The 25,819-nt window shown below is 70.2% G+C and carries 27 protein-coding genes and 1 tRNA gene; 16 read left to right on the top strand and 12 right to left on the bottom strand.

Features of this window, described 5'->3' with window-relative positions:
• Window positions 1–82 precede the first annotated feature (82 nt).
• The 3 genes from ACWD5D_RS29125 to ACWD5D_RS29115 all read left to right on the top strand — a co-directional run bounded on the left by ACWD5D_RS29125 (window position 83) and on the right by ACWD5D_RS29115 (window position 3,127).
• Entirely contained in the window at window positions 83–601 is a 519-nt protein-coding gene (locus tag ACWD5D_RS29125; RefSeq protein WP_451375726.1) for a GNAT family N-acetyltransferase, read from the top strand.
• A 354-nt stretch (window positions 602–955) separates the two neighbouring features.
• Window positions 956–2,512, top strand: a complete 1,557-nt coding sequence (locus ACWD5D_RS29120) for a M4 family metallopeptidase (RefSeq protein WP_451375750.1) — start codon at window positions 956–958, stop codon at window positions 2,510–2,512.
• Between the two features lie 114 nt (window positions 2,513–2,626).
• Window positions 2,627–3,127 (top strand): hypothetical protein, encoded by a 501-nt coding sequence (locus ACWD5D_RS29115; protein ID WP_451375725.1) that lies wholly within the window; start codon window positions 2,627–2,629, stop codon window positions 3,125–3,127.
• A 2-nt stretch (window positions 3,128–3,129) separates the two neighbouring features.
• On the opposite strand, the gene ACWD5D_RS29110 is transcribed toward ACWD5D_RS29115, so the two are convergent.
• The gene (locus ACWD5D_RS29110) at window positions 3,130–3,810 is read right to left on the bottom strand and encodes a pentapeptide repeat-containing protein (protein WP_451375724.1); all 681 of its coding nucleotides are present in this window, start codon (window positions 3,808–3,810) and stop codon (window positions 3,130–3,132) included.
• 270 nt (window positions 3,811–4,080) lie between these two features.
• Between ACWD5D_RS29110 and ACWD5D_RS29105 the strand changes: the two genes are divergently transcribed.
• The 5 genes from ACWD5D_RS29105 to ACWD5D_RS29085 all read left to right on the top strand — a co-directional run bounded on the left by ACWD5D_RS29105 (window position 4,081) and on the right by ACWD5D_RS29085 (window position 8,477).
• Window positions 4,081–5,055: a zinc-binding dehydrogenase gene (locus tag ACWD5D_RS29105; RefSeq protein WP_451375723.1), complete on the top strand. Its 975-nt coding sequence runs from the start codon at window positions 4,081–4,083 to the stop codon at window positions 5,053–5,055.
• A 65-nt stretch (window positions 5,056–5,120) separates the two neighbouring features.
• Window positions 5,121–6,635 (top strand): MFS transporter, encoded by a 1,515-nt coding sequence (locus ACWD5D_RS29100; protein WP_451375722.1) that lies wholly within the window; start codon window positions 5,121–5,123, stop codon window positions 6,633–6,635.
• 750 nt (window positions 6,636–7,385) lie between these two features.
• Window positions 7,386–7,778 (top strand): hypothetical protein, encoded by a 393-nt coding sequence (locus tag ACWD5D_RS29095; protein ID WP_451375721.1) that lies wholly within the window; start codon window positions 7,386–7,388, stop codon window positions 7,776–7,778.
• Between the two features lie 45 nt (window positions 7,779–7,823).
• A complete protein-coding gene (locus tag ACWD5D_RS29090) occupies window positions 7,824–8,063 on the top strand; it encodes a hypothetical protein (protein WP_451375720.1) in 240 nt (79 codons plus the stop codon).
• Between the two features lie 138 nt (window positions 8,064–8,201).
• Window positions 8,202–8,477: a hypothetical protein gene (locus ACWD5D_RS29085; RefSeq protein ID WP_451375719.1), complete on the top strand. Its 276-nt coding sequence runs from the start codon at window positions 8,202–8,204 to the stop codon at window positions 8,475–8,477.
• Window positions 8,478–8,604: 127 nt separating this feature from the next.
• Here the strand turns inward: ACWD5D_RS29085 and ACWD5D_RS29080 are convergent, their stop codons facing one another.
• Genes ACWD5D_RS29080 through ACWD5D_RS29070 form a run of 3 tightly spaced genes read right to left on the bottom strand, consistent with a single transcriptional unit; the run spans window position 8,605 to window position 11,210 of the window.
• Window positions 8,605–9,084 carry an N-acetyltransferase family protein gene (locus tag ACWD5D_RS29080; RefSeq protein WP_451375718.1) on the bottom strand — a complete coding sequence of 160 codons (480 nt, stop codon included), beginning with the start codon at window positions 9,082–9,084 and terminating at the stop codon, window positions 8,605–8,607.
• 44 nt (window positions 9,085–9,128) lie between these two features.
• The gene (locus tag ACWD5D_RS29075) at window positions 9,129–10,535 is read right to left on the bottom strand and encodes an NAD(P)/FAD-dependent oxidoreductase (RefSeq protein ID WP_451375717.1); all 1,407 of its coding nucleotides are present in this window, start codon (window positions 10,533–10,535) and stop codon (window positions 9,129–9,131) included.
• A 9-nt stretch (window positions 10,536–10,544) separates the two neighbouring features.
• Entirely contained in the window at window positions 10,545–11,210 is a 666-nt protein-coding gene (locus ACWD5D_RS29070) for a rhomboid-like protein (RefSeq protein ID WP_451375716.1), read from the bottom strand.
• Between the two features lie 10 nt (window positions 11,211–11,220).
• On the opposite strand from ACWD5D_RS29070, the gene ACWD5D_RS29065 reads away from it, so the two are divergent.
• From ACWD5D_RS29065 to ACWD5D_RS29055, 3 genes are read left to right on the top strand one after another with little or no spacing between them, the layout of a single operon-like run.
• Window positions 11,221–12,114: an aminoglycoside phosphotransferase family protein gene (locus ACWD5D_RS29065; RefSeq protein WP_451375715.1), complete on the top strand. Its 894-nt coding sequence runs from the start codon at window positions 11,221–11,223 to the stop codon at window positions 12,112–12,114.
• A gap of 59 nt (window positions 12,115–12,173) precedes the next feature.
• Window positions 12,174–13,277, top strand: a complete 1,104-nt coding sequence (locus tag ACWD5D_RS29060) for a right-handed parallel beta-helix repeat-containing protein (protein WP_451375714.1) — start codon at window positions 12,174–12,176, stop codon at window positions 13,275–13,277.
• A gap of 59 nt (window positions 13,278–13,336) precedes the next feature.
• Complete coding sequence (locus ACWD5D_RS29055; protein ID WP_451375713.1) at window positions 13,337–14,365, top strand: methyltransferase; 1,029 nt, start codon at window positions 13,337–13,339, stop codon at window positions 14,363–14,365.
• A gap of 93 nt (window positions 14,366–14,458) precedes the next feature.
• Here ACWD5D_RS29055 and ACWD5D_RS29050 read toward each other — a convergent pair whose 3' ends face one another.
• From ACWD5D_RS29050 to ACWD5D_RS29020, 7 genes are read right to left on the bottom strand one after another with little or no spacing between them, the layout of a single operon-like run.
• Entirely contained in the window at window positions 14,459–14,782 is a 324-nt protein-coding gene (locus ACWD5D_RS29050) for a TcmI family type II polyketide cyclase (RefSeq protein ID WP_451375712.1), read from the bottom strand.
• Between the two features lie 29 nt (window positions 14,783–14,811).
• Window positions 14,812–15,291, bottom strand: a complete 480-nt coding sequence (locus ACWD5D_RS29045) for an SRPBCC family protein (RefSeq protein ID WP_451375711.1) — start codon at window positions 15,289–15,291, stop codon at window positions 14,812–14,814.
• A 1-nt stretch (window position 15,292) separates the two neighbouring features.
• The gene (locus ACWD5D_RS29040) at window positions 15,293–15,547 is read right to left on the bottom strand and encodes an acyl carrier protein (protein ID WP_451375710.1); all 255 of its coding nucleotides are present in this window, start codon (window positions 15,545–15,547) and stop codon (window positions 15,293–15,295) included.
• Between the two features lie 23 nt (window positions 15,548–15,570).
• Complete coding sequence (locus ACWD5D_RS29035; RefSeq protein ID WP_451375709.1) at window positions 15,571–16,809, bottom strand: ketosynthase chain-length factor; 1,239 nt, start codon at window positions 16,807–16,809, stop codon at window positions 15,571–15,573.
• Window positions 16,810–16,816: 7 nt separating this feature from the next.
• The gene (locus ACWD5D_RS29030; RefSeq protein WP_451375708.1) at window positions 16,817–18,076 is read right to left on the bottom strand and encodes a beta-ketoacyl-[acyl-carrier-protein] synthase family protein; all 1,260 of its coding nucleotides are present in this window, start codon (window positions 18,074–18,076) and stop codon (window positions 16,817–16,819) included.
• Entirely contained in the window at window positions 18,073–18,543 is a 471-nt protein-coding gene (locus ACWD5D_RS29025) for a cupin domain-containing protein (protein WP_451375707.1), read from the bottom strand. Before ACWD5D_RS29025 ends, ACWD5D_RS29030 begins: the two co-directional genes overlap by 4 nt.
• A 58-nt stretch (window positions 18,544–18,601) precedes the next feature.
• Window positions 18,602–19,720, bottom strand: coding sequence for a SchA/CurD-like domain-containing protein (locus ACWD5D_RS29020; RefSeq protein ID WP_451375706.1), 1,119 nt, complete (start codon window positions 19,718–19,720; stop codon window positions 18,602–18,604).
• Between the two features lie 200 nt (window positions 19,721–19,920).
• Between ACWD5D_RS29020 and ACWD5D_RS29015 the strand changes: the two genes are divergently transcribed.
• The 3 genes from ACWD5D_RS29015 to ACWD5D_RS29005 all read left to right on the top strand — a co-directional run bounded on the left by ACWD5D_RS29015 (window position 19,921) and on the right by ACWD5D_RS29005 (window position 23,271).
• Entirely contained in the window at window positions 19,921–21,567 is a 1,647-nt protein-coding gene (locus ACWD5D_RS29015; protein WP_451375705.1) for an FAD-dependent oxidoreductase, read from the top strand.
• A 239-nt stretch (window positions 21,568–21,806) separates the two neighbouring features.
• The gene (locus ACWD5D_RS29010; RefSeq protein ID WP_451375704.1) at window positions 21,807–22,424 is read left to right on the top strand and encodes a dihydrofolate reductase family protein; all 618 of its coding nucleotides are present in this window, start codon (window positions 21,807–21,809) and stop codon (window positions 22,422–22,424) included.
• Between the two features lie 4 nt (window positions 22,425–22,428).
• Window positions 22,429–23,271 (top strand): alpha/beta fold hydrolase, encoded by an 843-nt coding sequence (locus ACWD5D_RS29005; protein WP_451375703.1) that lies wholly within the window; start codon window positions 22,429–22,431, stop codon window positions 23,269–23,271.
• Window positions 23,272–23,530: 259 nt separating this feature from the next.
• On the opposite strand, the gene ACWD5D_RS29000 is transcribed toward ACWD5D_RS29005, so the two are convergent.
• A tRNA-Thr gene (locus ACWD5D_RS29000) sits at window positions 23,531–23,606 on the bottom strand.
• 175 nt (window positions 23,607–23,781) lie between these two features.
• Between ACWD5D_RS29000 and ACWD5D_RS28995 the strand changes: the two genes are divergently transcribed.
• A complete protein-coding gene (locus ACWD5D_RS28995; protein WP_451375702.1) occupies window positions 23,782–24,294 on the top strand; it encodes a zinc ribbon domain-containing protein in 513 nt (170 codons plus the stop codon).
• 356 nt (window positions 24,295–24,650) lie between these two features.
• Window positions 24,651–25,787 carry an ABC transporter ATP-binding protein gene (locus ACWD5D_RS28990; protein WP_451375701.1) on the top strand — a complete coding sequence of 379 codons (1,137 nt, stop codon included), beginning with the start codon at window positions 24,651–24,653 and terminating at the stop codon, window positions 25,785–25,787.
• The last annotated feature ends 32 nt before the right edge of the window (window positions 25,788–25,819 follow it).

The raw sequence follows: 25,819 nt of genomic DNA, 5'->3' as shown, positions 1-25,819 counted from the left end.
GATCGGCCTCACGCCCGGCGGAGCCGGGGCCACGGCACGAACGCCGTGGCCCCGGTCCTGCCTCCCGGGTTAACTTGCCCGCGTGATCCTGCAGCCCCTGCCGCCCGGCCGTGACATCCCGGCCCCGCTGCTCACCGAACTGACCGCGCTGTACGCCTCGAACCGCGCGTTCCACGCGCTCAGCGGGGACTTCCCGGACCCGGACGACGTACGTCCCGAGCAGGTGGCCGTCGCCCTGGCCGACGAACTGGCCCACCCCGACGCCGAGGTGCTGCTCGCCCGCGCCGAGGGCCTGCTGGTCGCGGTCGTGATCACGCTGGCCCGCCACCCCGACCCGGCCGACCCCGATCCGTGGATCGGGCTGCTGATGGTCCGCGCGACCGAGCAGGGCAAGGGGTACGGACGGCACGCGGCCGCCCTCGTCGAGGACCGCTTCCGCGCCGCCGGCCACCGGGCCGTACGGCTCGCCGTCCTCGACAACAACCCCCGGGGCATGGCCTTCTGGACCGCCCTCGGCTACCGGGTCGTCGATCACCGCACCGACCGCGCCCTCGGCCGCCCCTGCACCGTCCTGCGCAAGGAGCTGACGCAGGAGGCGTGACGCGGGAGGCGCGATGCGGGAGGCGTGACGCGGGAAGTGTGACGCCGCGGGGGTCACATGCGCTTTATCCAGGGGGAGTTGTCTCTCCGCCCCTCTTGTCCGGATAACGGACGACAGGGCACGCCTTTCGGATACAAACACGTAAAGTCTTGTCAGCGGCCTGTCAAACAGGCCGTCTCGAATGTCACTCTCTCCTGGCCGCCGCAACTCTGTGCATCCCCTGTGTCACACCTGTGTCTCCGACCCCATGGAGACCGGTCAGAAGGAGATCGAGTGAGCCAGCAGCCCCACACCTCCTCCCGCACCTCCCGTACGGCCACCGTGCGCGCCGCCGCCCTGGTCGGCTCGGCCGCCATGGTCGTACTCGCCCTCCAGAACGGCGCGGCCGCCGCACCGACGCACACTCCGGGCGCCACGGCCGCCCCGCTCAGCGCCTCGGCCCGCGCCGCCGCGATCGACTCGGCCCAGCAGCACGCCGGTACGGCGGCCCGTGAACTCGGCCTCGGTGCCAAGGAGAAGCTGGTCGTCCGGGACGTGATCAAGGACAAGGACGGCACGGTCCACACCCGCTACGAGCGCACCTACGCCGGCCTGCCCGTCCTCGGCGGCGACCTGGTCACCCACGTGGCGAAGAGCGGCGCCCTCAAGGGCGTGAACAAGGCGGCCAAGGCCCGGATATCCGTGCCGACCACCACGGCCGCCGTCTCCCCGGCGAGTGCCCGCAAGAGTGCCCTCAAGGCCGCCGCCGACGAGGCCGGGGCCACCGCCTCGGCCTCCCGCAAGGTCGTCTGGGCGGCCGGCGCCAAGCCGGTCCTCGCCTACGAGTCCGTGGTCAAGGGCGTCCAGCACGACGGCACCCCGAGCGAGCTGCACGTCATCACCGACGCCACCAGCGGCAAGAAGCTCTACTCCTACGAGGCCGTCGACACCGGCACGGGCACCAGCCAGTACAGCGGCACCGTCACCATCGGCACCACCGCCTCCGCCTCCGGCGGCTTCGACCTGATCGACGGCGGACGCGGCGGCCACACGACATACGACCTGAACGGCGGCACGAGCGGCACCGGCACCCTCTTCCACGACGCCGACGACGTCTGGGGCAACGGCTCCGTCACCAACCGCCAGACCGCCGCCGTCGACGCCGCCTACGGCGCCGGCGTCACCTGGGACTTCTACAAGGCGGCGTTCAACCGGAACGGCATCGCGGGTGACGGCAGGGCCGCCTACTCCCGCGTCCACTACGGCAACGCCTACGTCAACGCCTTCTGGTCCGACAGCTGCTTCTGCATGACGTACGGCGACGGCGCCGGCAACGCCGACCCGCTCACCTCGCTGGACGTGGCCGGCCACGAGATGAGCCACGGTCTGACCGCGTCCACGGCGAAGCTCAACTACAGCCGCGAGTCCGGCGGCCTGAACGAGGCGACCTCGGACATCTTCGGCACCTCGGTGGAGTTCTTCGCCAACAACACCTCGGACGTCGGTGACTACCTCATCGGCGAGAAGATCGACATCAACGGCAACGGCACCCCGCTGCGCTACATGGACCAGCCCAGCAAGGACGGCGCCTCCGCCGACTACTGGTCGAAGACGGTCGGCCGCCTCGACGTGCACTACTCGTCCGGTGTCGCCAACCACTTCTTCTACCTGCTGAGCGAGGGCAGCGGCGCGAAGACCATCAACGGGGTCTCCTACAACTCCCCGACGTCCAACGGCTCCACGGTCACCGGCATCGGCCGGGACAAGGCCGACCAGATCTGGTACAAGGCCCTCACCACCTACTTCACCTCCACGACCAACTACGCGGGCGCCCGCACCGGCACCCTGCAGGCCGCGGCCGACCTGTACGGCTCGGGCAGCGCGGAGTACAACGCGGTGGCGGCGGCCTGGAGCGCGGTCAACGTCAAGTGACCGCGCACCACGGACGCCGGTGAGGTGGCCGGGCCCCCCCGCCAGGGGTGGTCCGGCCTGCCGTCTCCGGGGGCCGGGCGGGACCTGGACGGCCGACGTGACACCATCTCCTGCGTGCTCGACATCGGCTACGCCCTCTCCAACCGCTTCCCGGACCCGCCGCAGACCGACTACCGCACCGCGGACGTCCACACCCTGCGGTACGACCTGTTCTGCGGGGACGTGTATCTCGCGGACACCAAGACGGACCGGGAGCTGTCCACAGCCTGGGGATGGGTGCCGGTGCTGGACTTCGCGTGGGCGCTGTGCGACATCGTGGAGCAGCTGGACCGGGACCCCATGGGCTCTCGGGCCGCCCGGCCGCAGCACGCGGAGCTGGACTTCACCGAGTCCACCGACCGCTTGCTCTTCGAGCGCCGCTTCGGGTGGGTCGACATCGCCTCCGACTGGCTGCCGGCCGAGGAGTCCCCGCTCAGCTTCTCCCACACGGAACTGCGGCGCGAGGCACGCGACTTCCTCCACGACCTGATCGCCGACCTGACCGACCTCCACGACGACCTCGCGGAGAACCCGGCGATCTGGACGCTGCAGGCCCGCTTCCCCCGGGTGCCGTGACCTCACTCCACCCTGATCCCCAGGTCCGCCGCCAGCACCGGTGCCAGATCCAGTAGTTGCCCCGTACTGATCACCGCCCCGGACAGCCGGTCAAGGCCCCGGACGATCTCCAGCGGAGCGGCTCCGCGCAGGTCCACGTCCTTCAGGGTCGCCCCGCCGAAGTCGGCCCCCTTCAGAGCGCAGTCGACGAACTCGACCCGCTCCAGACGGGCGCCGGCGAAGTCCGGCTCGACCAGGACGCAGGACTCGAGGACGACGTCCTTCAGGCGGGCCTCACGGAGATTGAGGTAGTCGATCTTGCCGCCGCGGATCAGCACTCTCTCCAGGACGGCGCCGTGCATCTGGGTGCCGCCCAGCCGGGCATCGTGCACCTCGACATCGCGGAACGTGGACTCGGCGAGATGCGTGCCGACGCCCCGCAGTCCGGTGAGGACGGAATCGAACACCCGGGCCCGGCCCAGTGCCGTCTCGCCCAGCGTGCAGTCGGTCAGCGCGCAGTCCATGAAGCGGGCGCCCGCGCCGTCCTGCCCGGACAGGTCGACCGCGCGGAACTCCAGCCCGTCGTAGTCACCGTCCGGCTCCAGCTCCCCGCCCGGCCAGGGTTCCAGGGGTGGCAGCCGCACCTCCGGCCGCCGTGCGCCCTTCGGCCCTGCCCCGCGTGTGCCCGTCGCTCTCCTCGCCATGCCCCCATGCTGCACCCCGCCACTGACAATCCCCCGCCACGCCCTCCCCCACCGCACCGCCCCCACCACCCCGATGTCACATTCCGGTGCGCTCGCGCCGTCTCACTCACGGACGTCCGGCCGACGGACGTCCCGACCAAGAGACGTCCCGGCCTGCGGACACGGAGAAGCCGGTGTCCCCGAATCCTCGGTCGGCCCACCCTTGACCTCAAGCATGCTTGAGGTCGAAGAGTGGGCCCCCGAAACGGAGACACCACGAGTGGGGGACCCATGCACGCCGTGCGCCTGCACGCCTTCGGACCGGCCGAGAACCTGACCTACGAGAAGACCGCGGACCCGGTCCCGGGCCCCGGTGAGGTGCGGATCGCCGTGGCCGCGGCCGGAGTTCATCTGCTCGACACCGCTCTGCGGGAGGGGCAGCGGGGTCCGCTGCCCGAGCTGCCCGCCCTGCCCACGGTCCCCGGCCGCGAGGTCGCCGGTGTCGTGGACGCCCTCGGCGACGGCGTGGACGGGGCGTGGCTCGGCAAGCGGGTCGTCGCCCACCTGGGCTTCGCACCCGGGGGCTACGCCGAACTGGCCGTCACCGGCGCCGACCGCCTCCACGAGGTCCCGGAGGGTCTGGGCTTCGCCGAGGCCGTCGCGATGATCGGCACGGGGCGTACGGCGCTGGGGATCGTGCAGTTCGCCGAGCCGGGGCCGGACGACGTGGTCGTCGTACCGGCGGCCGCGGGCGGCATCGGCACCCTGCTCGTGCAGTACGCCAAGAACGCCGGAGCCACCGTCGTCGGCCTCGCGGGCGGGGCACGCAAGACCGCCCTGGTCCGCGCACAGGGCGCCGATGTCGCCGTCGACTACACCGGCCCCGGCTGGCCCGCCGAGGTCCGCGCCCACCTGCGGGGCAGGCCCGCCACGATCGTCTACGACGGCGTCGGCGGCGACGTCGCCCGCGAGGCAGTCGCCCTGCTCGGGCCCGGCGGGCGGCACGTGGTCTTCGGCTGGTCGGCCGAGGGCATCGGGGCGGACCGGCAGGGCTACTTCGTCGAGGGCGTCTCCGAGTCCGTTCTCGGCCCGGCGATGCTCCACAAGGCAGGCGGCCTGCGCGCGCTGGAACTGCGCGCCCTCGCAGAGGCTGCCGAAGGCCGGCTGCGCCCGGCCGTCACCCGTTTCCCGCTCGCCGAGGCGGCGTCCGCGCACCGGGCGCTCCAGACGCGCGGCACGACAGGAAAGGTGGTATTGGAGCCGTGAGGCAACAGCGGAAAGAGCCTGCGGACGGGGATGCGATACGTCCTGATCCATGGTCTTCTGGGCAAATGGACATCGGCCGAACGAGTGAGTCTCGTCCGGTGAAAACCGGAGCCGAGGCCGCCGATCCTCACCGTTGGTGGGGCCTGGTCGTCATCGCCCTCGCCCAGCTGATGGTGGTCCTGGACGCGACGATCGTGAACATCGCGCTCCCCTCGGCACAACACGCACTGCACATGTCCGACGGCAACCGGCAATGGGTGATCACCGCGTACACCCTCGCCTTCGGCGGCCTCCTGCTGCTGGGCGGCCGCATCGCCGACCTCGCCGGACGAAAACGCACCTTCATCGTCGGCCTGATCGGCTTCGCCGGGGCCTCCGCGATCGGCGGCGCGGCCACCGGTCCCGGCATGCTCTTCGGTGCCCGCGCCCTCCAGGGCGTCTTCGCCGCCGTCCTCGCGCCCTCCGCGCTGTCCCTGCTGACCACGGCCTTCACCGACCCCCGGGAGCGCGGCAAGGCCTTCGGCATCTACGGCGCCCTGGCCGGCAGCGGCTCGGCGATCGGGTTCATCGTCGGCGGCCTGCTCACCGAGTACCTGAACTGGCGCTGGTGCCTGTACGTGAACGTGCCCATCGCGATCGTCGCCGTCATCGGCGCCACCGTCCTGCTGCGCGACCGCCCCCGCCGGCGCGGGTCCCGGCTCGACGTGCCCGGGGTGGTGTTCGGCTGCGGCGGCCTGGTGGCCATCGTCTACGGCTTCAGCGAGGCCGAGCCGCGCGGCTGGACCGACGCGGTGGTCCTCGCCCTGTTCACGGGCGGTGCGGCGCTGCTCGCCGCCTTCGTCTGGTGGCAGAACCGGGCGCCGAGCCCGCTGCTGCCGCTGCACATCCTGCGGGACCGTGACCGCGCGGGCTCGTTCCTGACGATGATGCTCGCGGTGATCGGCATGTTCGGGCTGTTCCTGTTCATGACCTACTACCTGCAGATCATCCTCGGCTACTCGCCGGTCCGGGCCGGCCTGGCCTTCCTGCCGCTGACGGCCGCGATCGTCACCGGCTCCACGCAGATCGCGGCCCGCCTGCTGGTCCGGGTGCCGCCCCGCATGCTCATGGTGCCCGGCATGCTCCTGGCCTCCGTCGGCCTGATGCTGCTCACCCGGCTGAAGGTCGGCTCCTCCTACGGCACCGAGATCCTGCCCTCCCTGCTGCTGCTGGGGCTCGGCATGGGCCTGACCTTCATGCCGGTCTTCGCCACCGCCACCGCCGGCGTCGCCCCGCGCGACTCCGGCGTCACCTCGGCCACCGTCAACAGCGCCCAGCAGGTGGGTGGTTCGATCGGTACGGCCCTGCTCAACACCATCGCCACCACCAGCAGCGCCGCCTACGTCGCCGCGCACCTGCGCAACCCCGCCGACAAGGCCTCCGTCGTCGCGGCGGGCGTGGTGCACGGCTACACGGTCGCGATCTGGTGGGCGGCCGGCGCGATGCTGCTGGCGGGCCTGGCAGCGGGGCTGCTGGTGACGGCCAGGGCGCCCCGGCAGGAGGTGATCGCCGAGACGCCGGTGGCGGAGTCAGTGGGCTGAGCCGCCCCGGAAAAGAGAAGGGGTGGCCGGGGCGCCACTTGGTCCAAGGTATTCCGTTGTCGTCATGCGTGAATCCAATTTTCTTGAGGGCTGTCTTCTTGGCACTATCGGAATCGATTACGTTGCCGACCACGCATCCGGTGCTGGCCGCTCCAAGTACGGACCAGGCGGCGATCGAGCTCCCCGTGAAGCCCTTGAACAACTTGACCAGCTCGTCCAATCCGAACCCCACCGCTTCGGCCCAGTTCTCTGCCCGAGCGGGCTCTTCCTTCACTTCCTTGAACTTCTTGTCGATGTACTGTCTTCGCTGATATGTGGAGTACCAAGCCCTCTTGACAGGGTGATCGACAGACTGGATAGTGATGCCCGGATTGTCCTCTGGGGCCATTTCGGAGCGTGGTAAATGTATGGGTTAGTGACTCTAGTCACCCTTTTGGCGCTTTCCATACTTCTTGTTGCGATACGGATCTTCAGGCACGGGCGGGCGCTGCGGGTTCGCGGGGTCACGGTCACCGCGCAGTGCGTGAATGAAGGGAACCCGTCGAACGGCACCTCTTTTCTCAGGGTGAGATTCCCCGCGGACGGCACGGAATGGGAGGCCAGCGTCGGGCCGTTCCGTTTCCCCTCGGCGCGCATCGGTGAATCGCTAGTGATCGTCTACGATCCTCGGGATTTAGGCAACGTCTAGACACCGGACGTGGCAATTCTCGGCCTCGGGTAGGGGCAACCCCAGGAAAGGAAGCGGAGATAGTGCTTGAGAAGGTACACGGCTACGCGGTCCCAATTCTGGTGATCGGGATTCCCGTACTGGCGGGAGCGCTACTCTTCATTTGGCGCGAGCAAAGTCTCCGGCACAGAGGAGTGACTGTCCGTGCGAAATGCGTGGACAAGTCGACGACTGACAAGGGTCAGACGAGACTGAGACTTCTGTATGAAGTCGAAGGCATGCAATATCAGCGCGACAGCCTGCCTTACAAAGTTGCGCCCGTCAGTGTGGGGCAGCGGCTGGATGTGATATACGACTCGAAGGATCCCGGGTATTCGGAGGTGGTGGATCAAAGAACCAGCGGCATAGCGTCGTGGATTGTCGGTGGTATCGCACTGTTATTGATCGTGTTGGCCGGGATGTCCTTGTGTTTGTGAATATGAAGAAATAACAGACAAAAGGGGCGACAGAAGGTGGGGGGCATGGCGTATCTTGCAGAAGCAAGTGACATGCAGATTCTGGCCAGATTCATCGGTGTCGTTTTGACAGGACTGGGCCCCATTTTTCTCCTTTTTGCAGTCCTTGTGCCCAAAGTGGTTCGCGAAGAACGTGAAGGCGGGAATCTGGAGACAGCCGCGCGAGTCAAGAAGAATGGGTTGGTCGCGGCGGCGCTTGGATTCCTCTTGATCACCGCTGGAGCTTTCCTCTATTTCTTCGCGTAGCTGCGCCAATAGGTAGTCCGTGACGGGCCATTCAGCGGCTTCGCCATGGAGTTCGCGGGAGATCGTGGAAAGAGCCCGCGCCGTACGCGCGCGAGTTCGACGAGCGCTTGCACGGCGTCTATCTGTAGGAGGACAGACATGCGGGTGGGGATCACCGGTCACCGTGGACTGAGCACAGAGGTCGAGGAGCGCGTGCGGGCGCTCCTGGCAGATGCGGTGAGCGGGTACGACGCAGCGGAGTTGGTGGCGGTCTCGTGCATCGCGGACGGCCCCGACGCAGTCGCTGACGAGTTGGTCGCCGTATGGGACGGGAAACCGGCATGGGGGCACGGCGGCACGGCGGACGTCGTGGCGTACGCCGAGCGCACCGGCGTCCGCGTCCGGGTGCTGTGGCCGGAGGATGCCTCGCGCTGACCGTCACCCTGTACGCGGGTCGCCCCCGAGACCCGGGGGCGGGTCGCTGTGCTGTGCGGGTTCAGTCCTCCCACCTCTGGCCGCCCGCCGTGGCAGGCACAGGCGAGGCATCCGGTCGGCTCAGGGTCTATCGGCCCGATCCGAGCCTGGTCAGCGCCTCGTCCGTCAGACGGTAGACCGTCCACTCGTCCTGCGGGCGGGCGCCGAGGGCCTCGTAGAAGTCGATCGTGGGCCGGTTCCAGTTCAGCACCGACCACTCCAGGCGCTCGTAGCCGCGTTCGACGCAGATCCGGGCCAGTTCGGTCAGCAGGGCGCGGCCGTGGCCGCCGCCTCGGGCGGTGGGACGGACGTAGAGGTCCTCCATGTAGATGCCGTGGACGCCGCGCCAGGTGGAGAAGTTCAGGAACCACAGCGCGAACCCGACCGGTTCGCCGGTGGTGTCGTCCACGGCCATGTGCGCGAAGGCCGCCGGCCGCTCGCCGAACAGTGCCTCCCGCAACTGCTCCTCGCTCGCCCGTGCCTCCTCGGGCACCTTCTCGTACTCGGCGAGCTCGCGGATCAGGGTGCGGATGACGGGGACGTCGGCTGGGGTCGCGGTGCGAATCATGAGGGGGAGGGTAGCCAGTGGCCGCCCTCCCCCTCATCCGTATTTCAGTGGCGCCCCGCGACCCGGTCCGCCACCTGGGCAAGGCGGGAGGACCCGGTGCCCGGGTGGAGGCGTTCGCGCTGGTCGGCGGCGCGGTAGGTGGCGTACATGCCCTGGACGCCGAGCCAGCGGAAGGGTTCCGGTTCCCACTTGCGGACCTTGTGGTTCACCCAGGGCAGCTCGGTCAGGTCGGTGCGGCCCGCCTGCCCGGAGTCCTGCTGGACGAGGTCGCACAGGGTGCGGGCGGCCAGGTTGGCGGTGGCGACGCCCGAGCCGACGTAGCCGCCGGCCCAGCCGAGCCCGGTGGCCCGGTCGAGGGTGACCGTGGCGCACCAGTCGCGCGGTACGCCGAGGACGCCGGACCAGGCGTGCGCGATCCGGACCCCGGCGAGGGCCGGGAAGAACCGGGTGAGGATCTCCCCGAGGGCCTCGATCGTCGCGTCCTGGGTGCGGCCGTCGTTGTCGGTGCGCGAGCCGAAGCGGTACGGCACACCGCGCCCGCCGAGCGCGATCCGGCCGTCGGCGGTGCGCTGCGCGTACATGTAGGCGTGCGCCATGTCGCCCAGCGTCTCGCGGCCGTCCCAGCCGATCGCCGCCCACTGCTCCTCGGTCAGCGGCTCGGTGGCGATCATCGAGGAGTTCATCGGCAGCCAGGTGCGCCGCTGGCCCTTCAGGGACGCGGTGAAGCCCTCGGTGCAGCGCAGGACGTAGGGGGCGCGGACCGTGCCGTAGGGGGTGACGGCGTGCTTGGCGCGGATCTCCGTGACCGGCGTGGACTCGTGGATGGTCACCCCGAGCGCCTCGACGGCGGCGGCGAGGCCCTTGACCAGCTTCACCGGGTGCAGCCGCGCCCCGTGCGGGGTCCAGGACGAGCCGACCGCGTCGGCGACCCTGATCCGCTCGGCGGTCTCCCGGGCGCCGTACAGCTCCCGGTCCTTCTCGCCGTACGACAGCTCGTGCTTGTGGAAGGCCTTCAGCCGGGCCAACTGGGCGGGCGAGGTCGCCACTTCCAGCACCCCGCCCTTGTGCAGGTCGCAGTCGACGCCCTCCGCCTCGGTGACGGAGACGACCTCGTCCACGGTGTCGTTCATCGCCTTCTGCAGGCGTACGGCGGCCTCGTGGCCGTGCAGCTTCGCGTACCGGTCGCGGCCCGCGATGCCGTTGTACAGCCAGCCGCCGTTGCGGCCGGAGGCGCCGTAGCCGCAGAACTTCTGCTCCAGGACGGTGATCCGCAGGAAGGGAGCCGCCTTCTTCAGGTAGTACGCGGTCCACAGTCCCGTGTAGCCGCCGCCGACGATGACGACGTCGGCGGACGCGTCCCCGGGCAGCGGCTCCCGTGCCGCCGGGATGCCGTCCTGCGCGTACCAGAAGGAGATGCCGCCGTTGACGGCATTGCTTGCCGAGCTGCTCATGCGCGGACGTTAACCCCTGAGTGCGGCCACTGTCTCCTTCGGATTCCATGCTTTTCCGCAGCCTCTGACCAGCGGATAGCACGCGAGCCCGATCAGAACGGACACGACGTGCCCGAAGTCGGTGAAGGTCCGGCCGGTGACGAGCGGGATGCCGTACACGGCGGCCAGGGCCGCCAGGTACGGGTACCGCCAGGGCTGGGCGATCCGGTACGTGAGCACCGCCGCCACCCCTGCCAGCGCGTAACTCACCCCGATGTCCAGGGTGTTGACCGCCGCCTGCGGGGCGTGGCCGTCGTGGATCGCCTTCAGCAGCGCCGACTCGCTGATCAGCGTCGCCAGCACGTGCGCGGCCACGCACACCGCGAGCCAGCGCAGGGTGCCGAGCCAGCGTTCGGCCTGGGCGTGGAAGACGGTGTACAGGACGGCGTACGGCACCCAGTGCCCGCCGTCGATCCACATCGCGCTGGTGATCAGCACCCGCACCGGGTTCTGCGACAGCTCGTGGATGTTGGTCGACCGCTGCCGCAGGAAGTCCTCCTCGAAATCCGGCGACATGTGGTGCAGGGCGACGGTGGTGACGAACAGGATCAGCAGCCACACGTAGGTCCCCGGCGCGCCGCGGACGTAGTCCGCGACCGCCCGGAGTCCACGCCGCGTTCCGCTGACCCGATGCACAGACGTCAGTATGGTCGGCAAGGTGATCGAGGTGCCCGGCGAGCTTGCCGCTTCTCAGGAGAAATTCAACGGGGAGGCGGGGCGGGCGTTCGTCGCGGACCTGCCCCGGCGGGCCGGGGAGTTCCTGGGCCGCTGGGGGCTGCGCGTCGACGGGCCCGCGATGTACGGGGTGGCCGCGCTGGTCCTGCCGGTCGTCCGGGCCGAGGGCACCCGGGCCGCGCTCAAGCTCCAGCTCCTCGACGAGGAGAGCGCGGGCGAGCCCGCCGCCCTGCGGGCCTGGGACGGGGACGGCGCCGTACGGCTGCTGGAGCACGACGAGCCGACCTGCACGCTGCTGCTGGAGCGACTGGACGAGCACCGGGCGCTGAGCCGGGTGCCCGACGTGCGCGAGGCGGTGCTGGTCGTCGCGGGGCTGCTGGCCCGGCTGACCGCGCGGCCCGCCCCGGTGGGGATGCGCCGCCTGGGTGACGTCGCGCGGCGGATGCTGGAGCGGGTGCCGGGGGCGCTGCGGCGGGTCCCCGATCCGGCGGACCGGCGACTGCTCGGGGACTGCGCGGCCGCGGTGCGCGAGGTCGTGTCCGATCCCGGCCACCGGCTGCTGCACTGGGACCTGCACTACGACAACGTCCTGGCCGCCGACCGTGCCTCCTGGCTCGCCATCGACCCCAAACCGCTGGCCGGCGACCCCGGCTTCGAGCTGCTCCCCGCGATCGTCAACCGGTACGACCCCGCCGACACCGCCCGGCGCTTCGACGTGCTCACCGGCGAGCTGGGCCTGGACCGGGAGCGGGCGCGGGCGTGGACGCTCGGCCGGGTGCTGCAGAACTGTCTGTGGGAGGTCGAGGGCGGCCGACCGCCGGAGAACGTGCAGTTGGAGATCGCGCGGGCGCTGCGGGGAAGCTGACACGCCGCCGGATGGCCTATCCAGGCACGAGCGGACTAATCAGTCATATCGTACGCGATATGAAGAAATGTCATCTCTCATATCTCGCGTGCACCGCCGCTCTGGCGGTCGCGGGTCTGGGTGCGGCGCCCGCGGCGGCCACCCACAAGACCTTGGTGGTCCACCCGGGCGAGTCGATCCAGAAAGCGGTGAACGTCGCGCGGTCCGGCGACACCGTCCTCGTTCTCGCCGGCACCTACCGCGAGAGCGTCACCATCAGAACGCCCCGGGTGACGCTGGCCGGCGTGGGCGCCGGGACGGTCATCCGGCCCGCCAGGAAGACGGCCACGACGAGCGCGGCCAAGGAGGCCCGGCGCTCCGCCCCCAAGGCCGCCGCCACCTGCGCCGGCAGCGGCAACGGCATCTGCGTGATCGGCACCAAGACGAAGAACGTCAAGGGCGTCATCGTCTCCGACCTGACCGTGACCGGCTTCAGCAACAGCGGTGTCTTCGGCATGGCCACCGACGCCATGACCGTGCGCCGGGTGAACGCCGTGAAGAACGGCGTGTGGGGCATCGCCCAGGAACGCTCCGTGCGCGGCAGCATCGAGAAGAACCACGCCTCCGAGAACGGCGACTCCGGCCTGTTCCTCGCCAACACCATCAAGCAGGAGGCGGGCGCCTACGACGCCGGCGGGACGGTCGTCCGGCTCAACCGGGTGGAGAAAAACCGCATCGGCGTCACCGTCCGTCGCCTGCGCGACGTCACGGTCGAGGGGAACGCCATCACCGGCAACTGCGCCGGTGTGATTCTCATCGGCGACGAGAACAAGCCGAAGGCCGGCCGGCTCACCGTGGTCCGCAACGAGGTCACCAAGAACAACAAGTACTGCGCGAAGACCGCGCGGCTGCCCGCCCTGCAGGGCTCCGGCATCGTCCTCACCGGCACCGAGCGGACCCGCGTGAGCGACAACGTGGTCACCGGCAACTCCGGCAAGTCCCCGCTGTCCGGCGGCATCGTGCTCTTCAAGAGCTTCGTCGGTGCCACCAACGACAAGAACAACGTCGAGCGCAACATGCTGGCGAGCAACTCCCCCGCCGACCTCGTGAACGGGGGCACGGGCAAGGGCAACACCTTCCATCGCAACTCCTGCCGGGCCTCGAAGCCCGCGGGCCTGTGCTGACCGCCCGCCCGCTGCCCCTGAACGACCGAAGAAGGCCGAAGAACGAGAAAGGGCGGCAGATGACGACCGCTGAACAAGCCCCACCGCCCCCGATGCGCCTCCGCGAGCTGGTGTTCGGGGCGGCCTGTGCCGCCGCCGTCCGGGCCGCCGCCCGGCTCGGTGTCGCCGACGCCCTCGACCGCGAGCCGATGGCCGTCGAGGACCTCGCGGCCGCGGTGAAGGCCGAGCCGAAGCCGCTGCGGCGGCTGCTGCGGGCCCTGTCCTGCTACGGCGTCTTCGCCGAGCGGCGCGACGGCACCTTCGCGCACACCGACATGTCCCGGCTGCTGCGCGAGGACGACCCGAACAGCCTGCGCGCCATCGCCCTGTGGTGCACCGAGCCGTGGACCTGGGACGCCTGGCCCAAGCTGGACGAGGCCGTGCGCACCGACCACAACGTCGTGGAGGACCTCTACGGCAAGGACTTCTTCACCTACCTCAACGAGGACGCCCCGGAGTCCGCCGACGTCTTCAACCGGGCGATGACCCGCTCCAGCGAGCAGTCCGCCCGGGAGGTCGCGGCCCTGCTCGACCTGAGCGGCGCCACGTCCGTCGCGGACATCGGCGGCGGCCAGGGACACGTGGTGGCCAGCCTGCTGGACAAGTACCCGGCGATGCACGGCAGCCTCCTCGACCTGCCCCGGGTCGTCGAGAACGCCCTGCCGAGACTGCGCGAGGGCGGCGACCTGGCCGACCGCGCCCGGATCGTCCCCGGCGACGTCCGCACCGCGATCCCGGTCCGGGCCGACGTCTACGTCATCAAGAACATCCTCGAGTGGGACGACGAGAGCACGGCCCGTACGTTGCGGGGCGTCGCCGAGGCCGGCGGCCCCGGCACCCGGGTCGTCGTCATCGAGAACCTCGTCGACGACACCCCCTCGATGCGCTTCAGCACCGCCATGGACCTGCTGCTGCTCCTCAACGTCGGCGGCGCCAAGCACACCACCGACAGCATGGTCTCCCGGCTGACCGCGGCCGGCCTCGTCGTCGACGACATCAGCCCGGTCAACCCCTACCTGCACGCCTTCGACTGCCACGTCTCCGGCTGACCCGCGGACACCGCGGACACACATGGCACCGGCCGCCGGGCCCGCGACGCTGCGGGCCCGACGGCCGGTGGCCGTCCGGTACTGCCGTACGGCTCAGTCGCGTTCCCACATGTAGAAGCGCTGCGCCATCGCGTCCTTCGGCGACCTCCAGGTCTCCGGGTCGTATGCGCTGACGTACGCCGTCAGCCGCTCGCTGATGCCCCGGAACTCGGGGTGGTCGGTCACCTTGGCGATGGCCGGGGCCGGGTCCCGCTCCGACTCGACGAGGTGCATGTACACATCGCCGAACTGGAAGAGACTGCGGCGGCGCACCCCGACGAGGTGCGGCAGCTCGCCCCGGTCCGACTCCGCGAAGATCTTCGCGATGTCCTGGGCCGATCCCGGTGCCATCCGGGCGACGATCAGTGCCTGGTGCATGGACTACGTCCTCTCGTGCCGCGCGGCGCTCAGCCGGCCGGGGCCGGGGCGGGCCGGTGTCGGGCGGCGGCCTTCTCGATCTTGTCCCGGATGAGGGCCATCTGGATCTTGGAGTTCTTGTTGATGTTGTCGGTCATCCAGTCGTCGTCGACCGGTGCCTCCGGCTTCATCGCGAAGTCCTGCGTCCAGACCATCCGGGTACCGGCGGGCACCTCCTCGTACGCCCAGTGGATGTTCATGTGGGCGAAGGGGCCCGTCTCCACCCGGCGGGCCTTCACCGTGCGGGAGGAGGGGTCGGGCTCGCGCTCCGAGACCCAGCTCCACACGGTGCCGTTCTCGTCGGGGTGCATGGTCAGCCGGAACGTCGTCCTGCGGCCCTCCTGCTCGAGGACCTCGACCGACGCGTACTCGCTGAACAGCTGCGGCCAGTTCTCCAGGTCGTTGGTCATGTCCCAGACCAGGTCGAGCGGAGCGGCGATGGTGATCTCGTTCTGGGTGTGTCCTGCCATGTCAGGCTCCTGCCATCAGAGTGCTGTTGACGAGGTCGAGGAACTGACGGGGCGTCTTGCAGCGCTCCGCGTCGGGCGGCATCGGCGTACCGTGCCGGTTCTCCAGCTCCCCTACGATGCCGAGCAGGCCGAGCGAGTCGACGCCCAGCGCGTCGAAACCGGTGTCCGACTGCGCCTCGAGCTCCTCCGGCGCCACGGTGACGCCGGCGCACGTCTGCATCAGCCCGGCCAGTTCTTCCACGGTGATCTGGATCATGCGCTTTCTCCTTTGCTGTTCGCCTACTTGGCGCCGTGCCGCAGTACGAGCGCCGAGTTCGACCCCATGAGTCCCCGGCTGAGGACCAGTGCCGTGCGCGGCTCGGCGGCGCGAGCGCGACCGGTCACGAGGTCGAGGTCGTGGCAGACGTCGAAGACGTTCGGCGTCGGCGGGATCAGCCCGTGCTCCATCGCGAGCACCGCGGCCGCGCAGTCCAGCACCGGAGCCGCGCAGTAGCCCCGGCCGATCCCGGTCTTCGGTGCCGTCACCGGCACCCGGGCACCGTGCGCGCCGAGCGCGTCCACGAGCGCCAGCGCCTCGGCACGGTCCGCCTCCGGCACGCCGAGGCCGTCCGCGAAGACGACGTCGACCTCCTCCGGAGCACACCGCGCCTCCTGAAGCGCCCCCCGGATCGCCTGCGCCAGCCCCTCCCGGGACTCCGCCCAGCGGGACGCCCCGGTGAAGGTCGCCGCGTGGCCCGCGACGAACGCCCGGACCTCGGCCCCGCGTTCACGGGCGGCCCGTTCCGCCTCCACGACGAGCATCGCGCCGCCCTCGGCGGGCACGAACCCGCTCGCCGCTTCGGTGAACGGGCGGTAGGCGCGGGACGGATCCGCTTCCCTGCTCAGCTCCTCGTACCCGAGCTGGCACACCATCGAGTACGGCGCCAGCGGCGCCTCCGTCGAGCCGGCCACGATCGCGTCCGTGCCCCGCCCCACCGCACGCGCCGCGTGCGCCAGCGCGTCCAGCCCGCCCGCCTCGTCCGAGGCGACCACCGAACACGGGCCCTTGAAGCCGCGCCGGATGGAGATCTGACCGGTGCTCGCCGCGTAGAACCAGGCGATGGACTGGTACGGCCCGACGAACCGGCTCCCCTTGCCCCACAACTGCTGGAGCTCACGCTGGCCGAACTCCCCACCGCCGGAACCGGCGGCCGTGACCACCCCGATGGAGAAGGGGTGCTCGGAGGTGTCGGCCTGTCCCAGCCGGGCGTCCTCCAGCGCGAGGTCCGCCGCGACCATGGCGAAGTGCGTGAACCGGTCGGTCTGCACGAGGATCCGTCCCTCGACCGCCGCCGGATCGAACGCACGGACCTCACCGGCCACCTTCAGCGGAAGGTGCTCACAGCCCTCGCGGGTGACCCGGTCGAGCACACTGAGCCCCTCCTGAGTGGCTTTCCAGAAGGCGTCCGTACTGGTGCCGTTGGGCGCGACCACACCGATTCCGGTGATGGCCGCACGCCGTTCATGCGCTGCGCTCATCGAGTCCTCACTCCCTCGGCCGGGTCAGGATCACCGCGGACTGGAAACCGCCGAACCCGCTGCCCACCGACAGCACGCCGGACAGCTTCCGCTCCCGGGCCACGCGCGGGACGTAGTCCAGGTCGCACTCCGGGTCGGGCGTCTCGTAGTTCGCGGTCGGGGGTATCGCCTGCTTGGCCATCGCCAGCACGCAGGCCACCACCTCGATCGCCCCGATCGCCCCCAGCGAGTGCCCCACCATCGACTTGATGGAGCTCATCGGGGTGTCGTAGGCGTGCTGCCCCAGCGCCCGCTTCACGGCCGCCGTCTCGTGACGGTCGTTCTGCCGGGTGCCCGAGCCGTGCGCGTTCACGTAGTCGATGGCCGTCGGGTCGAGCCGGGCCTGGCCCAGGGCCGTCTCGATCGCCCGGGCCATCTCCACGCCCTCACTGGTCAGACCCGTCATGTGGTACGCGTTGCCGAACGTGGCGTAACCGCTCAGCTCGCAGTACACGTGCGCACCCCGGGCCCGGGCGTGCTCCAGCTCCTCCAGGACGAGCACCGCGCCGCCCTCGCCCATGACGAACCCGTCACGGTTGTTGTCGAAGGGCCGCGAGGCGTGCGCGGGATCGTCGTTGTTCGGGGACGTCGCCTTGATCGCGTCGAAGCACGCCATCGTGATCGGCGAGATCGGCGAGTCGGAGGCACCCGCCAGGCATATGTCCGCCCGGCCCTCCTGCACGGTGTGGAAGGCGTACCCCACCGCGTCCAGACCCGAGGTGCAGCCCGTCGACACGGTCTGCACCGGGCCCCGGGCCCCGAACCGCTCCGCCACGGACGAGGCCACCGTGCTGGGCGAGAACGCCCGGTGCAACTGTGGCTCCGCCCGCTTGTCGTCGACGTCCCAGCGTTCACCACCATGGCTGACCAGCACGTAGTCGTGCTCCAGCCGGGTGGTGCCGCCGACCGCGGTGCCCACCGACACCCCGATCCGCCACGGGTTCTCCCGCGCGAGATCGAGGCCCGAGTCCAGCACCGCCTCGTCGCCGGCCACCAGCGCGAACTGTATGTACCGGTCCGACCGCTCCACCTGCTCGGCGTCCAGGCCGTGCGCCGCCGGGTCGAAGTCGCACTCCGCGGCGATCTGGGACCGCAGCCCCGAGGGGTCGAAGAACGTGATGCCGCGCGTCGCGGTCCTGCCGTTGGCCAGCAGGTCCCAGAACGCCGGTGCACCGATCCCGCCCGGGGCCACGATGCCTATGCCGGTCACCGCCACGCGCCGGCTCATGACGGCACCTGGTCCCGCTCGGCCGCGCGGACGGCACCGGCCCGCTCCGGCTCGGTCACCACGGCCGCGGCGCCGATGATCTCCGTCTCCTCGGTGTCCACGTGACCCAGCTGGGGACGCGGGGCCAGCGGACCCAGGTGGAAGACCATCCGCGCCTCCACCTTGCCGACGTTGCGGAACCGGTGCCGCATGTGCGCCGGGATCATCAGACCCTGCTCCGGCCGCAGCTGATGCGGCTCGTCGTCGAGGTCCACCTCCAGCTGCCCGCAGACGACGTACACGAACTCCTCGGAGTACGGGTGGTAGTGCTCACCGATGCGGTCGCCGGGCTGCACGATGGCCACGCCCATGAAGCCGCTGGTGGCACCGACCGTCGTCGGCGTCAGCATGGCGCGCAGGTCGCCACCACGCCGCACGTTGGGCTCGACCTCGCTCAGGTCCACGATTTTCGGACGGGATTTGATCACAACTTCCTCCGTTGGATGTGCCGGCTGGGCGCTTGCTGGGGAAGACCCGCTCACCGGATCAGGCGTCCGGCGCACGGCGGTCGGTGACGATCTCCATCCGGGTGGGCTCGCCGTCGAGCAGTTCCCGCAGCTCCTTGGCCGCCCGGGAGTCCCGCGGCAGCACGTCGACGTCCGCGCCGCGCACGTCGACCAGTCGCACCACCACGTCGTCGCGCTGGAACACCGTGCTGCGCAGCACCGTGCCCGCCGGGTCCTCCGCCGCCGCCTGGTCGTGCTGCGCGAGCAGCTCGGCCAGCCGCATCCCGCGGCCGGGACGCACCGGGTAGAACAGGGCCACCCGCGCCTGCTCCGGCTGCGGGTCCGCGCTCACGTGGTGCACGGCCGGCAGTGCCGCCAGGGTGAAGAACAGCCGCGCCGACTCGTGGTCGTTCAGGTCCCGGTCCTGCTCCAGATACGGGTTGATGGCCTCCTCGACCGCCCGCACCTGCGGCTGCCGGGCCACGTGGCGCAGCGCCGCCAACAGGTCACCGCGCACCTCGATGGCCCGCACCACCCGGTTGCCGTGCATGTACAACGAGGTCCGGCACAGCCGCGTGGTGTCGTCGACCTGGGCCTCCGGCGAGGCGTAGTCGGCGAGGATCTTCGCGACCTTCTCCTCACTGCCCGGCTTCACCGTGAACGTCAGCGCGTGCCGGATCACTCCGTCACCGATGTGCGCGTGCTCCTGCAGCCGGCGGCCCGCGGACTTCGCGGCCTTCGCGGCCTTGCCCGCCTTGCCCGCCTTGGCGTCGGCCAGCCCCGAACCGGTCTCCCGGACGACGTGGAACCGCAGCGAACGGGTGTCCCGGACACAGCTGTGCAGCGGCTGCACCATCCGCACGTGCTCCTCGCTGTTCACCCATGTGAGGAACGGCGGAGCACTCTCCCACTCGCTCGTGATCAGCCACTGGGACGGATTCTCGATCGACTGGCACAGCTGGTCACTGACATGACCCGGCACCGAGGCGACCTGCTTGCCCAGCTTCTCGTACGCCTCCAGGAACTGCTGCTGCGCGCCGTCGAAGACGTCGACCAGCAGGACGACCCGCAGCGGCGAGCCGTCGAACACGGACTGGGAGACACGCTTCGACGCCTCGCGGGTCAGCGCTTCTGAGGGACGTTCAGACGTAGTGGTCATCCTGCACACATCTCCTTCGCGGGACAGAGCCGTTGCCGGCCGCGATGTGGCGACGGCAGCGTGCCTTGATCCTGTGCCGGTCCCCACAACCCCGCGACTCGTATGAACCACGTGGGTGATTGGACACGCGGAGCCACCACCACCGGGCATGAGAAGTCACACACGCCCCCGCACGCGCACCCCAGCCACTGGAGGCTTCGATGCATCAGAAAGCCGACCACCGGGTCCCCGTCCTCATCGTGGGCGGCTCACTGGTGGGCCTGTCCATGTCCGTGTTCCTGGGCCGTCTCGGTGTGCGGCACATGCTCGTCGAACGGCATTCGGGGACCTCGACCCACCCGCGCGGACGCGGCAACAACGTCCGGACCATGGAACTGTTCCGGGCCGCCGGCATCGAGCCTGACATCAAGGCCGCCGCCTCACTCCTCGCCGACAACCACGGCATCCTCCAGACACCCACTCTTGTGGGTGACGCCGGGGAATGGCTCTTCAAGCACATCGACCCGGGCGGCGGACTCGCGAGGTTCAGCCCCGCCGGATGGTGCCTGTGCAGCCAGAACGACCTCGAACCCGTCCTCCTCGACAGCGCCCGCGAACTCGGCGGCGACCTGCGCTACTTCCACCAGATGGAGTCCTTCGAGCAGGACGCCGACGGAGTGACGGCCGTGATCCTCGACCGCGGGACCGAGGAACGCTTCACCGTCCGCGCCGACCACCTCGTCGCCGCCGACGGCCCCCGCAGCCCCGTCCGGAGTGCCCTCGGCGTCGGCCAGAGCGGCCCCGGCGACCTCTTCGCCAACGTCAGCGTCACCTTCACCTCGACCGGGCTCGCGGACGTCGTCGGCGACCGCCACTTCATCTGCTGCTACCTCACCAACCCCGAGGCCGACGGCGCCCTGCTCCCCGTCGACAACAAGGAACGCTGGGTCTTCCACGCCCCCTGGCACCCCGAGCGCGGCGAAACCCTCGAGGAGTTCACCGAGGAACGCCTCCGGCACCACATCCGCACCGCCGTCGGCGTCCCCGGCCTCGACGTGAAAATCACCGGCATGGCCTCATGGCGCGCCGCCGAACGGGTCGCCGACCGGTACGGCACCGGACGCGTCTTCCTCGCCGGCGACTCCGCCCACGAGATGTCCCCCACCGGCGCCTTCGGCTCCAACACCGGTATCCAGGACGCCCACAACCTCGCCTGGAAACTCGCCGCCGTCCACGACGGCTGGGCCGGCCCCGGACTCCTTCGGACCTACGACACCGAGCGCCGCCCGGTCGCACAGGCCACCAGCGCCCGCGCCTCCGCCCGCTCCGTCGAGCACAGCCACCCCGGCTTCGCCCCCGCCCCCGGCGTCGGCGGCGCCAAGCGCGGCGGCATCCTCAACGTCGTCCTCGGCTACCACTACGCCCACGGCGCCGCCCTCGGCACCGACCCCGACCAGCCGATCGTCCCCGACACCCTGAACCTCACCGGCCGCCCCGGCACCCGCGCCCCCCACCTCTGGCTGCGCCGCGACGGCAGGCGCCTGTCCTCCCTCGACCTCTACGAGCGCTCCCTCGTCCTGCTCACCGACTCCCCCGACGACGCCGGCTGGCACGCGGCCGCCCGCCGCATCGCCGACACCGGCGCCGTACGCCTCGACGCCTACCGCATCGGCCCGAGCGCCGACGCCGACCTGACCTACGACGCCGACTCCGCGTCCACCGACTGGGCGGAACTGCACGGCACCACCGCCGACGGCGCGGTCCTGGTCCGCCCGGACGGCTTCGTCGCCTGGCGCGCCACCGGCGCCGTGCCGGACCCGGAGGGCGTGCTGCGAGACGTCCTGAGCTCCCTGCTGCAGACCCGCTGACCTGCACGGACGACAGAAGGCCACCCGCACTCACCGTGCGGGTGGCCTTCTTCTGTGGAGCCCCCTGTCGGACCCTCCCCGGCCTTTACTCAGCCTTCCGTTCCCATGACGTTCCCAGTCCGCTGTACGTCCGACGTGCCGCTTCGGGCGTCGTGCTATCGGGTTCGCATCCGGCACACGCTTCGTGCGTGAGCGATGAGTAGCGATGAGTTTGGGCGGCGGATCGGGTCTGCCCTGGCATGACTCGAATTATCGCTGACATCTCGGTCTCTCTCGACGGCTTCGTCACCGGGCCCGATCCCGGCCCGGACAACGGTCTGGGCACTGGCGGCGAGGCCCTGCACACGTGGGCGTTTTCCGACGACCCCGACGACCGCCGGGTCCTGCGCGAGGCGACCGCCCGCTCGGGCGCCGTCGTCCTCGGCCGCCGGCTCTTCGACGTGGTCGACGGGCCGAACGGCTGGGACGACAAGTCCGGCTACGGCGCCGGCGAGGTCGGCAAGCCCGCGTTCGTCGTCGTGACGAGCTCGCCGCCGGAGTCGGTGCGGCACACCGACCTCGACTGGACGTTCGTCACCGCCGGTCTGCCCGATGCCGTCACCGCCGCGCGCGAGCGCGCCGAGGCCGCGTCGTCGGACAGCGGTAAGGACCTCGACGTCGTCCTCATGGGCGGCGGCGCCACGGTCGGCTCGGCGCTCGACGCCGGGCTGGTCGACGCGCTGACGCTGCACCTCGCGCCCGTCGTGCTGGGCGCCGGGACGCCACTGTTCACCGGAGGAGCGCCGCGCACTCTGGTGCAGCGGAGCGTGATCTCGACATCGACCGCGACGCACCTGACCTACGACGTCTTCCGGTGATCCGATGACCACTGTCAACGCCAATGAGATCGCCTTGGGTATCAAGTCGTTCGGTGACGACGACGCGCCACTCGTCCTGCTCGCGGGCGGGACGACGATGCTCTCCTGGCCCGACGCGCTTTGTGAGCGCCTTGCCGCCGGCGGGCGCCGTGTGGTGCGCTACGACCTGCGCGATAGCGGGGAGTCGACGACGGCGGATCCGGAAGCGCCCGCCTACACCCTGCGCGGCCTCGCCGCCGACGCGGCGGCCCTTTCTGACGCGCTCGGCGGGGGGCCTGCGCACCTCGCGGGGATCGGCGTCGGCGGGATGGTCGCGCAGGTGGCCGTGCTCGACCATCCGGGCGCGTTCTCGGCGCTCACCCTGGTCGGCACCCGCGCGGTTGCGCCTGGGCCGCCCGACGATGACCTCCCCGACCATGACCAGGCGACGATGAGCCGGCTGTTCGTGCGTCCGATGCCCGATTGGACCGACCGCGAGGCGGTTGCGGAGTTCGCCGCCGCCGGCGCGGAGATCCTCGGCGACGACCCCGTCGCCGCGCGCGCGATCGCTGCGCGCATCTGGGACCGCACGCCCGGCACCGCACCCTCGGTCCAGATGGCCAACCAGATGGGCATGGTGTTTTCCAGGCTCGACTGCGAACCCCGTTGGCGCGAGCGCCTGGCCGAGATCGAGGTCCCCACGCTCGTCGTCCACGGCCGCCGCGACCGGTTCTTCCCCGTCGGCAACGGCGAGGCGATCGCGCGCGAGATCCCCGGGGCACGGCTGCTCGTCCTCGACGAGGCCGCCACTGCCATCCCCTGTACGGCGGTCGGCGAGGTCGCCGAGGCGATGCTCACGCTCGGATAGAGGACTGCGGGTGCCGCGCGGGTCTGGCCCCCGCGCAGCAGTGGGCGTCAGGCTCCCGAGGCCGAGGCGAACCCTCGAAGGGGGCGAGGAATCCACAGCGGAAGCCGTGCCGGACAATGCCGGGAAATCCGCAGCCCGTCTGGTCCGTGGTGACACATCCGCTCACGCACCGCTCACGCAAACGGCCCCGGACGAGACGTCCGAGGCCGAACAGAGCGTCCCACCCGGGAGAAACCCCAGGCCAGGGCGGGTTTTTCAGAGCCCCCTGTCGGATTCGAACCGACGACCTGCTCATTACAAGTGAGCTGCTCTCGACCGGGCTGAGCTAAGGAGGCATCACGCACTACAACGCCGTACGCGAAGGGCTGCTCCACTGTACACAGAGCCCCTTGCCTCCAGCCACGAAGCTCCGCACTCCGCGCGATCCCAAAACCGTGCGTAACCATCCGTGCACCCGTTCGTTGATCGGTCTGACGTGCTGTTCCGAACATCGGATCGTCAGGGGGATCCTTGGAGGAGTCGGAGATCCGGCGCATCAAGCGCGAGAGCCTCGGCATCGGCGACCGCCGCAAACACCACACCCGCAGGGCGACTCCGCTGAAGGCACACGCCAAGGAGCCGAACACCCACCACCGCCTCTACGCGCTGATCAGTGACGTACGCAAAGACATGCTGGACAAGCTCACCACCCGCCTCGTGCGCGAGAACCAAGTGCTCGTGGTGGTGGAGGACCTGTCCGTCGTGACTCTGCTGCACGCGGCGCGCGGCAAGGGGAGGCGACGGAAGGCGAAGTTGAACCAGGCGATCCTGGACGCGTCCTGGGGTGAACTGTTGCGGCAATTGCGGGAGTGGACGTGCGCCGAGTGCGGGGTGGTCCACGACCGGGACGTGAATGCCGCCGTGAACCTTCGGGACGAGGGCACGCGGCTGTACTGGCTGGTGGCGGCCGGGCTGCCGCCGGGCAGTAAGGCGCCGACAGTGCTCAAGGCGTCGGAGCTGGCGGAGTGTTTGCCAGCCGCGTAGGAGCGGCTGGTGCGGTACGGACCGACGGGCCGTCGGCCGGATGCCTGTGGAGCTCGTGTCAGACCGTCCGGATTCAGTCCTTCAGAGCTGAGTGTGGACGGCAGCGGGTGAAGAAGCAGGAAGCTTTGGAGCAAGGTCAAAAGTGCGATGCTTGGCCTCTTTTGAAGGCAACGCCAAGAGACGGGTGCTCTACCCCGTCGAGAATTTCCCCGAAGTTCACAGTCCTGCGGGTACTGACAGACTGGATGAACACCAGGTACTCTCCGTACCCGGTTCATTTGACATGGACTGGCTGCACCACCTTCCACAACGGATCGTCCGGCACGTTCCTGCCGGTAGAAGGGGGCCCATTCACCATGGCCACTGTCACGTTCGACAAGGCGACCCGGATCTACCCGGGTTCCACCAGGCCCGCCGTCAACGGCCTCGAGATCGACATCGAGGACGGCGAGTTCCTCGTCCTGGTCGGCCCGTCGGGCTGCGGGAAGTCCACCTCGCTCCGGATGCTCGCGGGGCTCGAGGACGTCAACGGCGGCGCCATCCGCATCGGCGACCGCGACGTCACCCACCTGCCGCCCAAGGACCGGGACATCGCGATGGTGTTCCAGAACTACGCGCTCTACCCGCACATGTCGGTCGCCGACAACATGGGCTTCGCGCTCAAGATCGCCGGCGTGAACAAGGCGGAGATCCGGCAGAAGGTCGAGGAGGCCGCGAAGATCCTCGACCTCACCGAGTACCTGGACCGCAAGCCGAAGGCGCTCTCCGGCGGTCAGCGCCAGCGTGTCGCCATGGGCCGCGCGATCGTGCGTGAGCCGCAGGTCTTCCTCATGGACGAGCCGCTGTCCAACCTGGACGCCAAGCTCCGTGTGTCGACGCGTACGCAGATCGCGTCCCTCCAGCGCCGCCTCGGCATCACCACCGTCTACGTCACCCACGACCAGGTCGAGGCCATGACGATGGGCGACCGCGTGGCGGTCCTCAAGGACGGTCTGCTCCAGCAGGTCGACTCGCCGCGCAACATGTACGACAGGCCCGCGAACCTCTTCGTCGCCGGCTTCATCGGTTCCCCGGCCATGAACCTGGTCGAGGTCCCGATCACCGACGGCGGTGTGAAGTTCGGCAACAGCGTGGTGCCGGTCAACCGGGACGCGCTGTCGGCCGCCGCCGACAAGGGCGACCGCACGGTGACCGTCGGCGTCCGCCCCGAGCACTTCGACGTGGTCGAGCACAACGGCGATGCCGCCGCCTCCCTGTCCAAGCACAGCGAGGACGCGCCGGCCGGTCTCGCGGTCTCCGTGAACGTCGTCGAGGAGCTGGGCGCCGACGGCTACGTCTACGGCAGCGCCGAGGTCGGCGGCGAGCTCAAGGACCTGGTCGTCCGCGTCAACGGCCGCCAGGTGCCGGAGAAGGGCTCCACCCTGCACGTCGTGCCGCGGCCGGGCGAGACCCACGTCTTCTCGACCTCCACGGGCGAGCGTCTCTCCGACTGACCGAACGGTTCCCACCGAGACCGACGAGAAGG

It is taken from the genome of Streptomyces sp. NPDC002520 (assembly GCF_053595235.1).
The sequence above is the reverse complement of the archived record's forward strand: the minus strand, read 5'-3'. Positions and strand labels throughout refer to the sequence as shown.

Coding starts and splice junctions, on each gene's coding strand:
- ACWD5D_RS29120 (WP_451375750.1), top strand. CDS start 956: ATGGTCGTACTCGCCCTCCAGAACGGCGCGGCCGCCGCACCGACGCAC.
- ACWD5D_RS29110 (WP_451375724.1), bottom strand. CDS start 3,810: ATGGCGAGGAGAGCGACGGGCACACGCGGGGCAGGGCCGAAGGGCGCA.
- ACWD5D_RS29105 (WP_451375723.1), top strand. CDS start 4,081: ATGCACGCCGTGCGCCTGCACGCCTTCGGACCGGCCGAGAACCTGACC.
- ACWD5D_RS29100 (WP_451375722.1), top strand. CDS start 5,121: ATGGACATCGGCCGAACGAGTGAGTCTCGTCCGGTGAAAACCGGAGCC.
- ACWD5D_RS29090 (WP_451375720.1), top strand. CDS start 7,824: ATGGCGTATCTTGCAGAAGCAAGTGACATGCAGATTCTGGCCAGATTC.
- ACWD5D_RS29085 (WP_451375719.1), top strand. CDS start 8,202: ATGCGGGTGGGGATCACCGGTCACCGTGGACTGAGCACAGAGGTCGAG.
- ACWD5D_RS29080 (WP_451375718.1), bottom strand. CDS start 9,084: ATGATTCGCACCGCGACCCCAGCCGACGTCCCCGTCATCCGCACCCTG.
- ACWD5D_RS29075 (WP_451375717.1), bottom strand. CDS start 10,535: ATGAGCAGCTCGGCAAGCAATGCCGTCAACGGCGGCATCTCCTTCTGG.
- ACWD5D_RS29065 (WP_451375715.1), top strand. CDS start 11,221: ATGGTCGGCAAGGTGATCGAGGTGCCCGGCGAGCTTGCCGCTTCTCAG.
- ACWD5D_RS29060 (WP_451375714.1), top strand. CDS start 12,174: ATGAAGAAATGTCATCTCTCATATCTCGCGTGCACCGCCGCTCTGGCG.
- ACWD5D_RS29055 (WP_451375713.1), top strand. CDS start 13,337: ATGACGACCGCTGAACAAGCCCCACCGCCCCCGATGCGCCTCCGCGAG.
- ACWD5D_RS29050 (WP_451375712.1), bottom strand. CDS start 14,782: ATGCACCAGGCACTGATCGTCGCCCGGATGGCACCGGGATCGGCCCAG.
- ACWD5D_RS29045 (WP_451375711.1), bottom strand. CDS start 15,291: ATGGCAGGACACACCCAGAACGAGATCACCATCGCCGCTCCGCTCGAC.
- ACWD5D_RS29040 (WP_451375710.1), bottom strand. CDS start 15,547: ATGATCCAGATCACCGTGGAAGAACTGGCCGGGCTGATGCAGACGTGC.
- ACWD5D_RS29035 (WP_451375709.1), bottom strand. CDS start 16,809: ATGAGCGCAGCGCATGAACGGCGTGCGGCCATCACCGGAATCGGTGTG.
- ACWD5D_RS29030 (WP_451375708.1), bottom strand. CDS start 18,076: ATGAGCCGGCGCGTGGCGGTGACCGGCATAGGCATCGTGGCCCCGGGC.
- ACWD5D_RS29020 (WP_451375706.1), bottom strand. CDS start 19,720: ATGACCACTACGTCTGAACGTCCCTCAGAAGCGCTGACCCGCGAGGCG.
- ACWD5D_RS29015 (WP_451375705.1), top strand. CDS start 19,921: ATGCATCAGAAAGCCGACCACCGGGTCCCCGTCCTCATCGTGGGCGGC.
- ACWD5D_RS29010 (WP_451375704.1), top strand. CDS start 21,807: ATGACTCGAATTATCGCTGACATCTCGGTCTCTCTCGACGGCTTCGTC.
- ACWD5D_RS29005 (WP_451375703.1), top strand. CDS start 22,429: ATGACCACTGTCAACGCCAATGAGATCGCCTTGGGTATCAAGTCGTTC.
- ACWD5D_RS28990 (WP_451375701.1), top strand. CDS start 24,651: ATGGCCACTGTCACGTTCGACAAGGCGACCCGGATCTACCCGGGTTCC.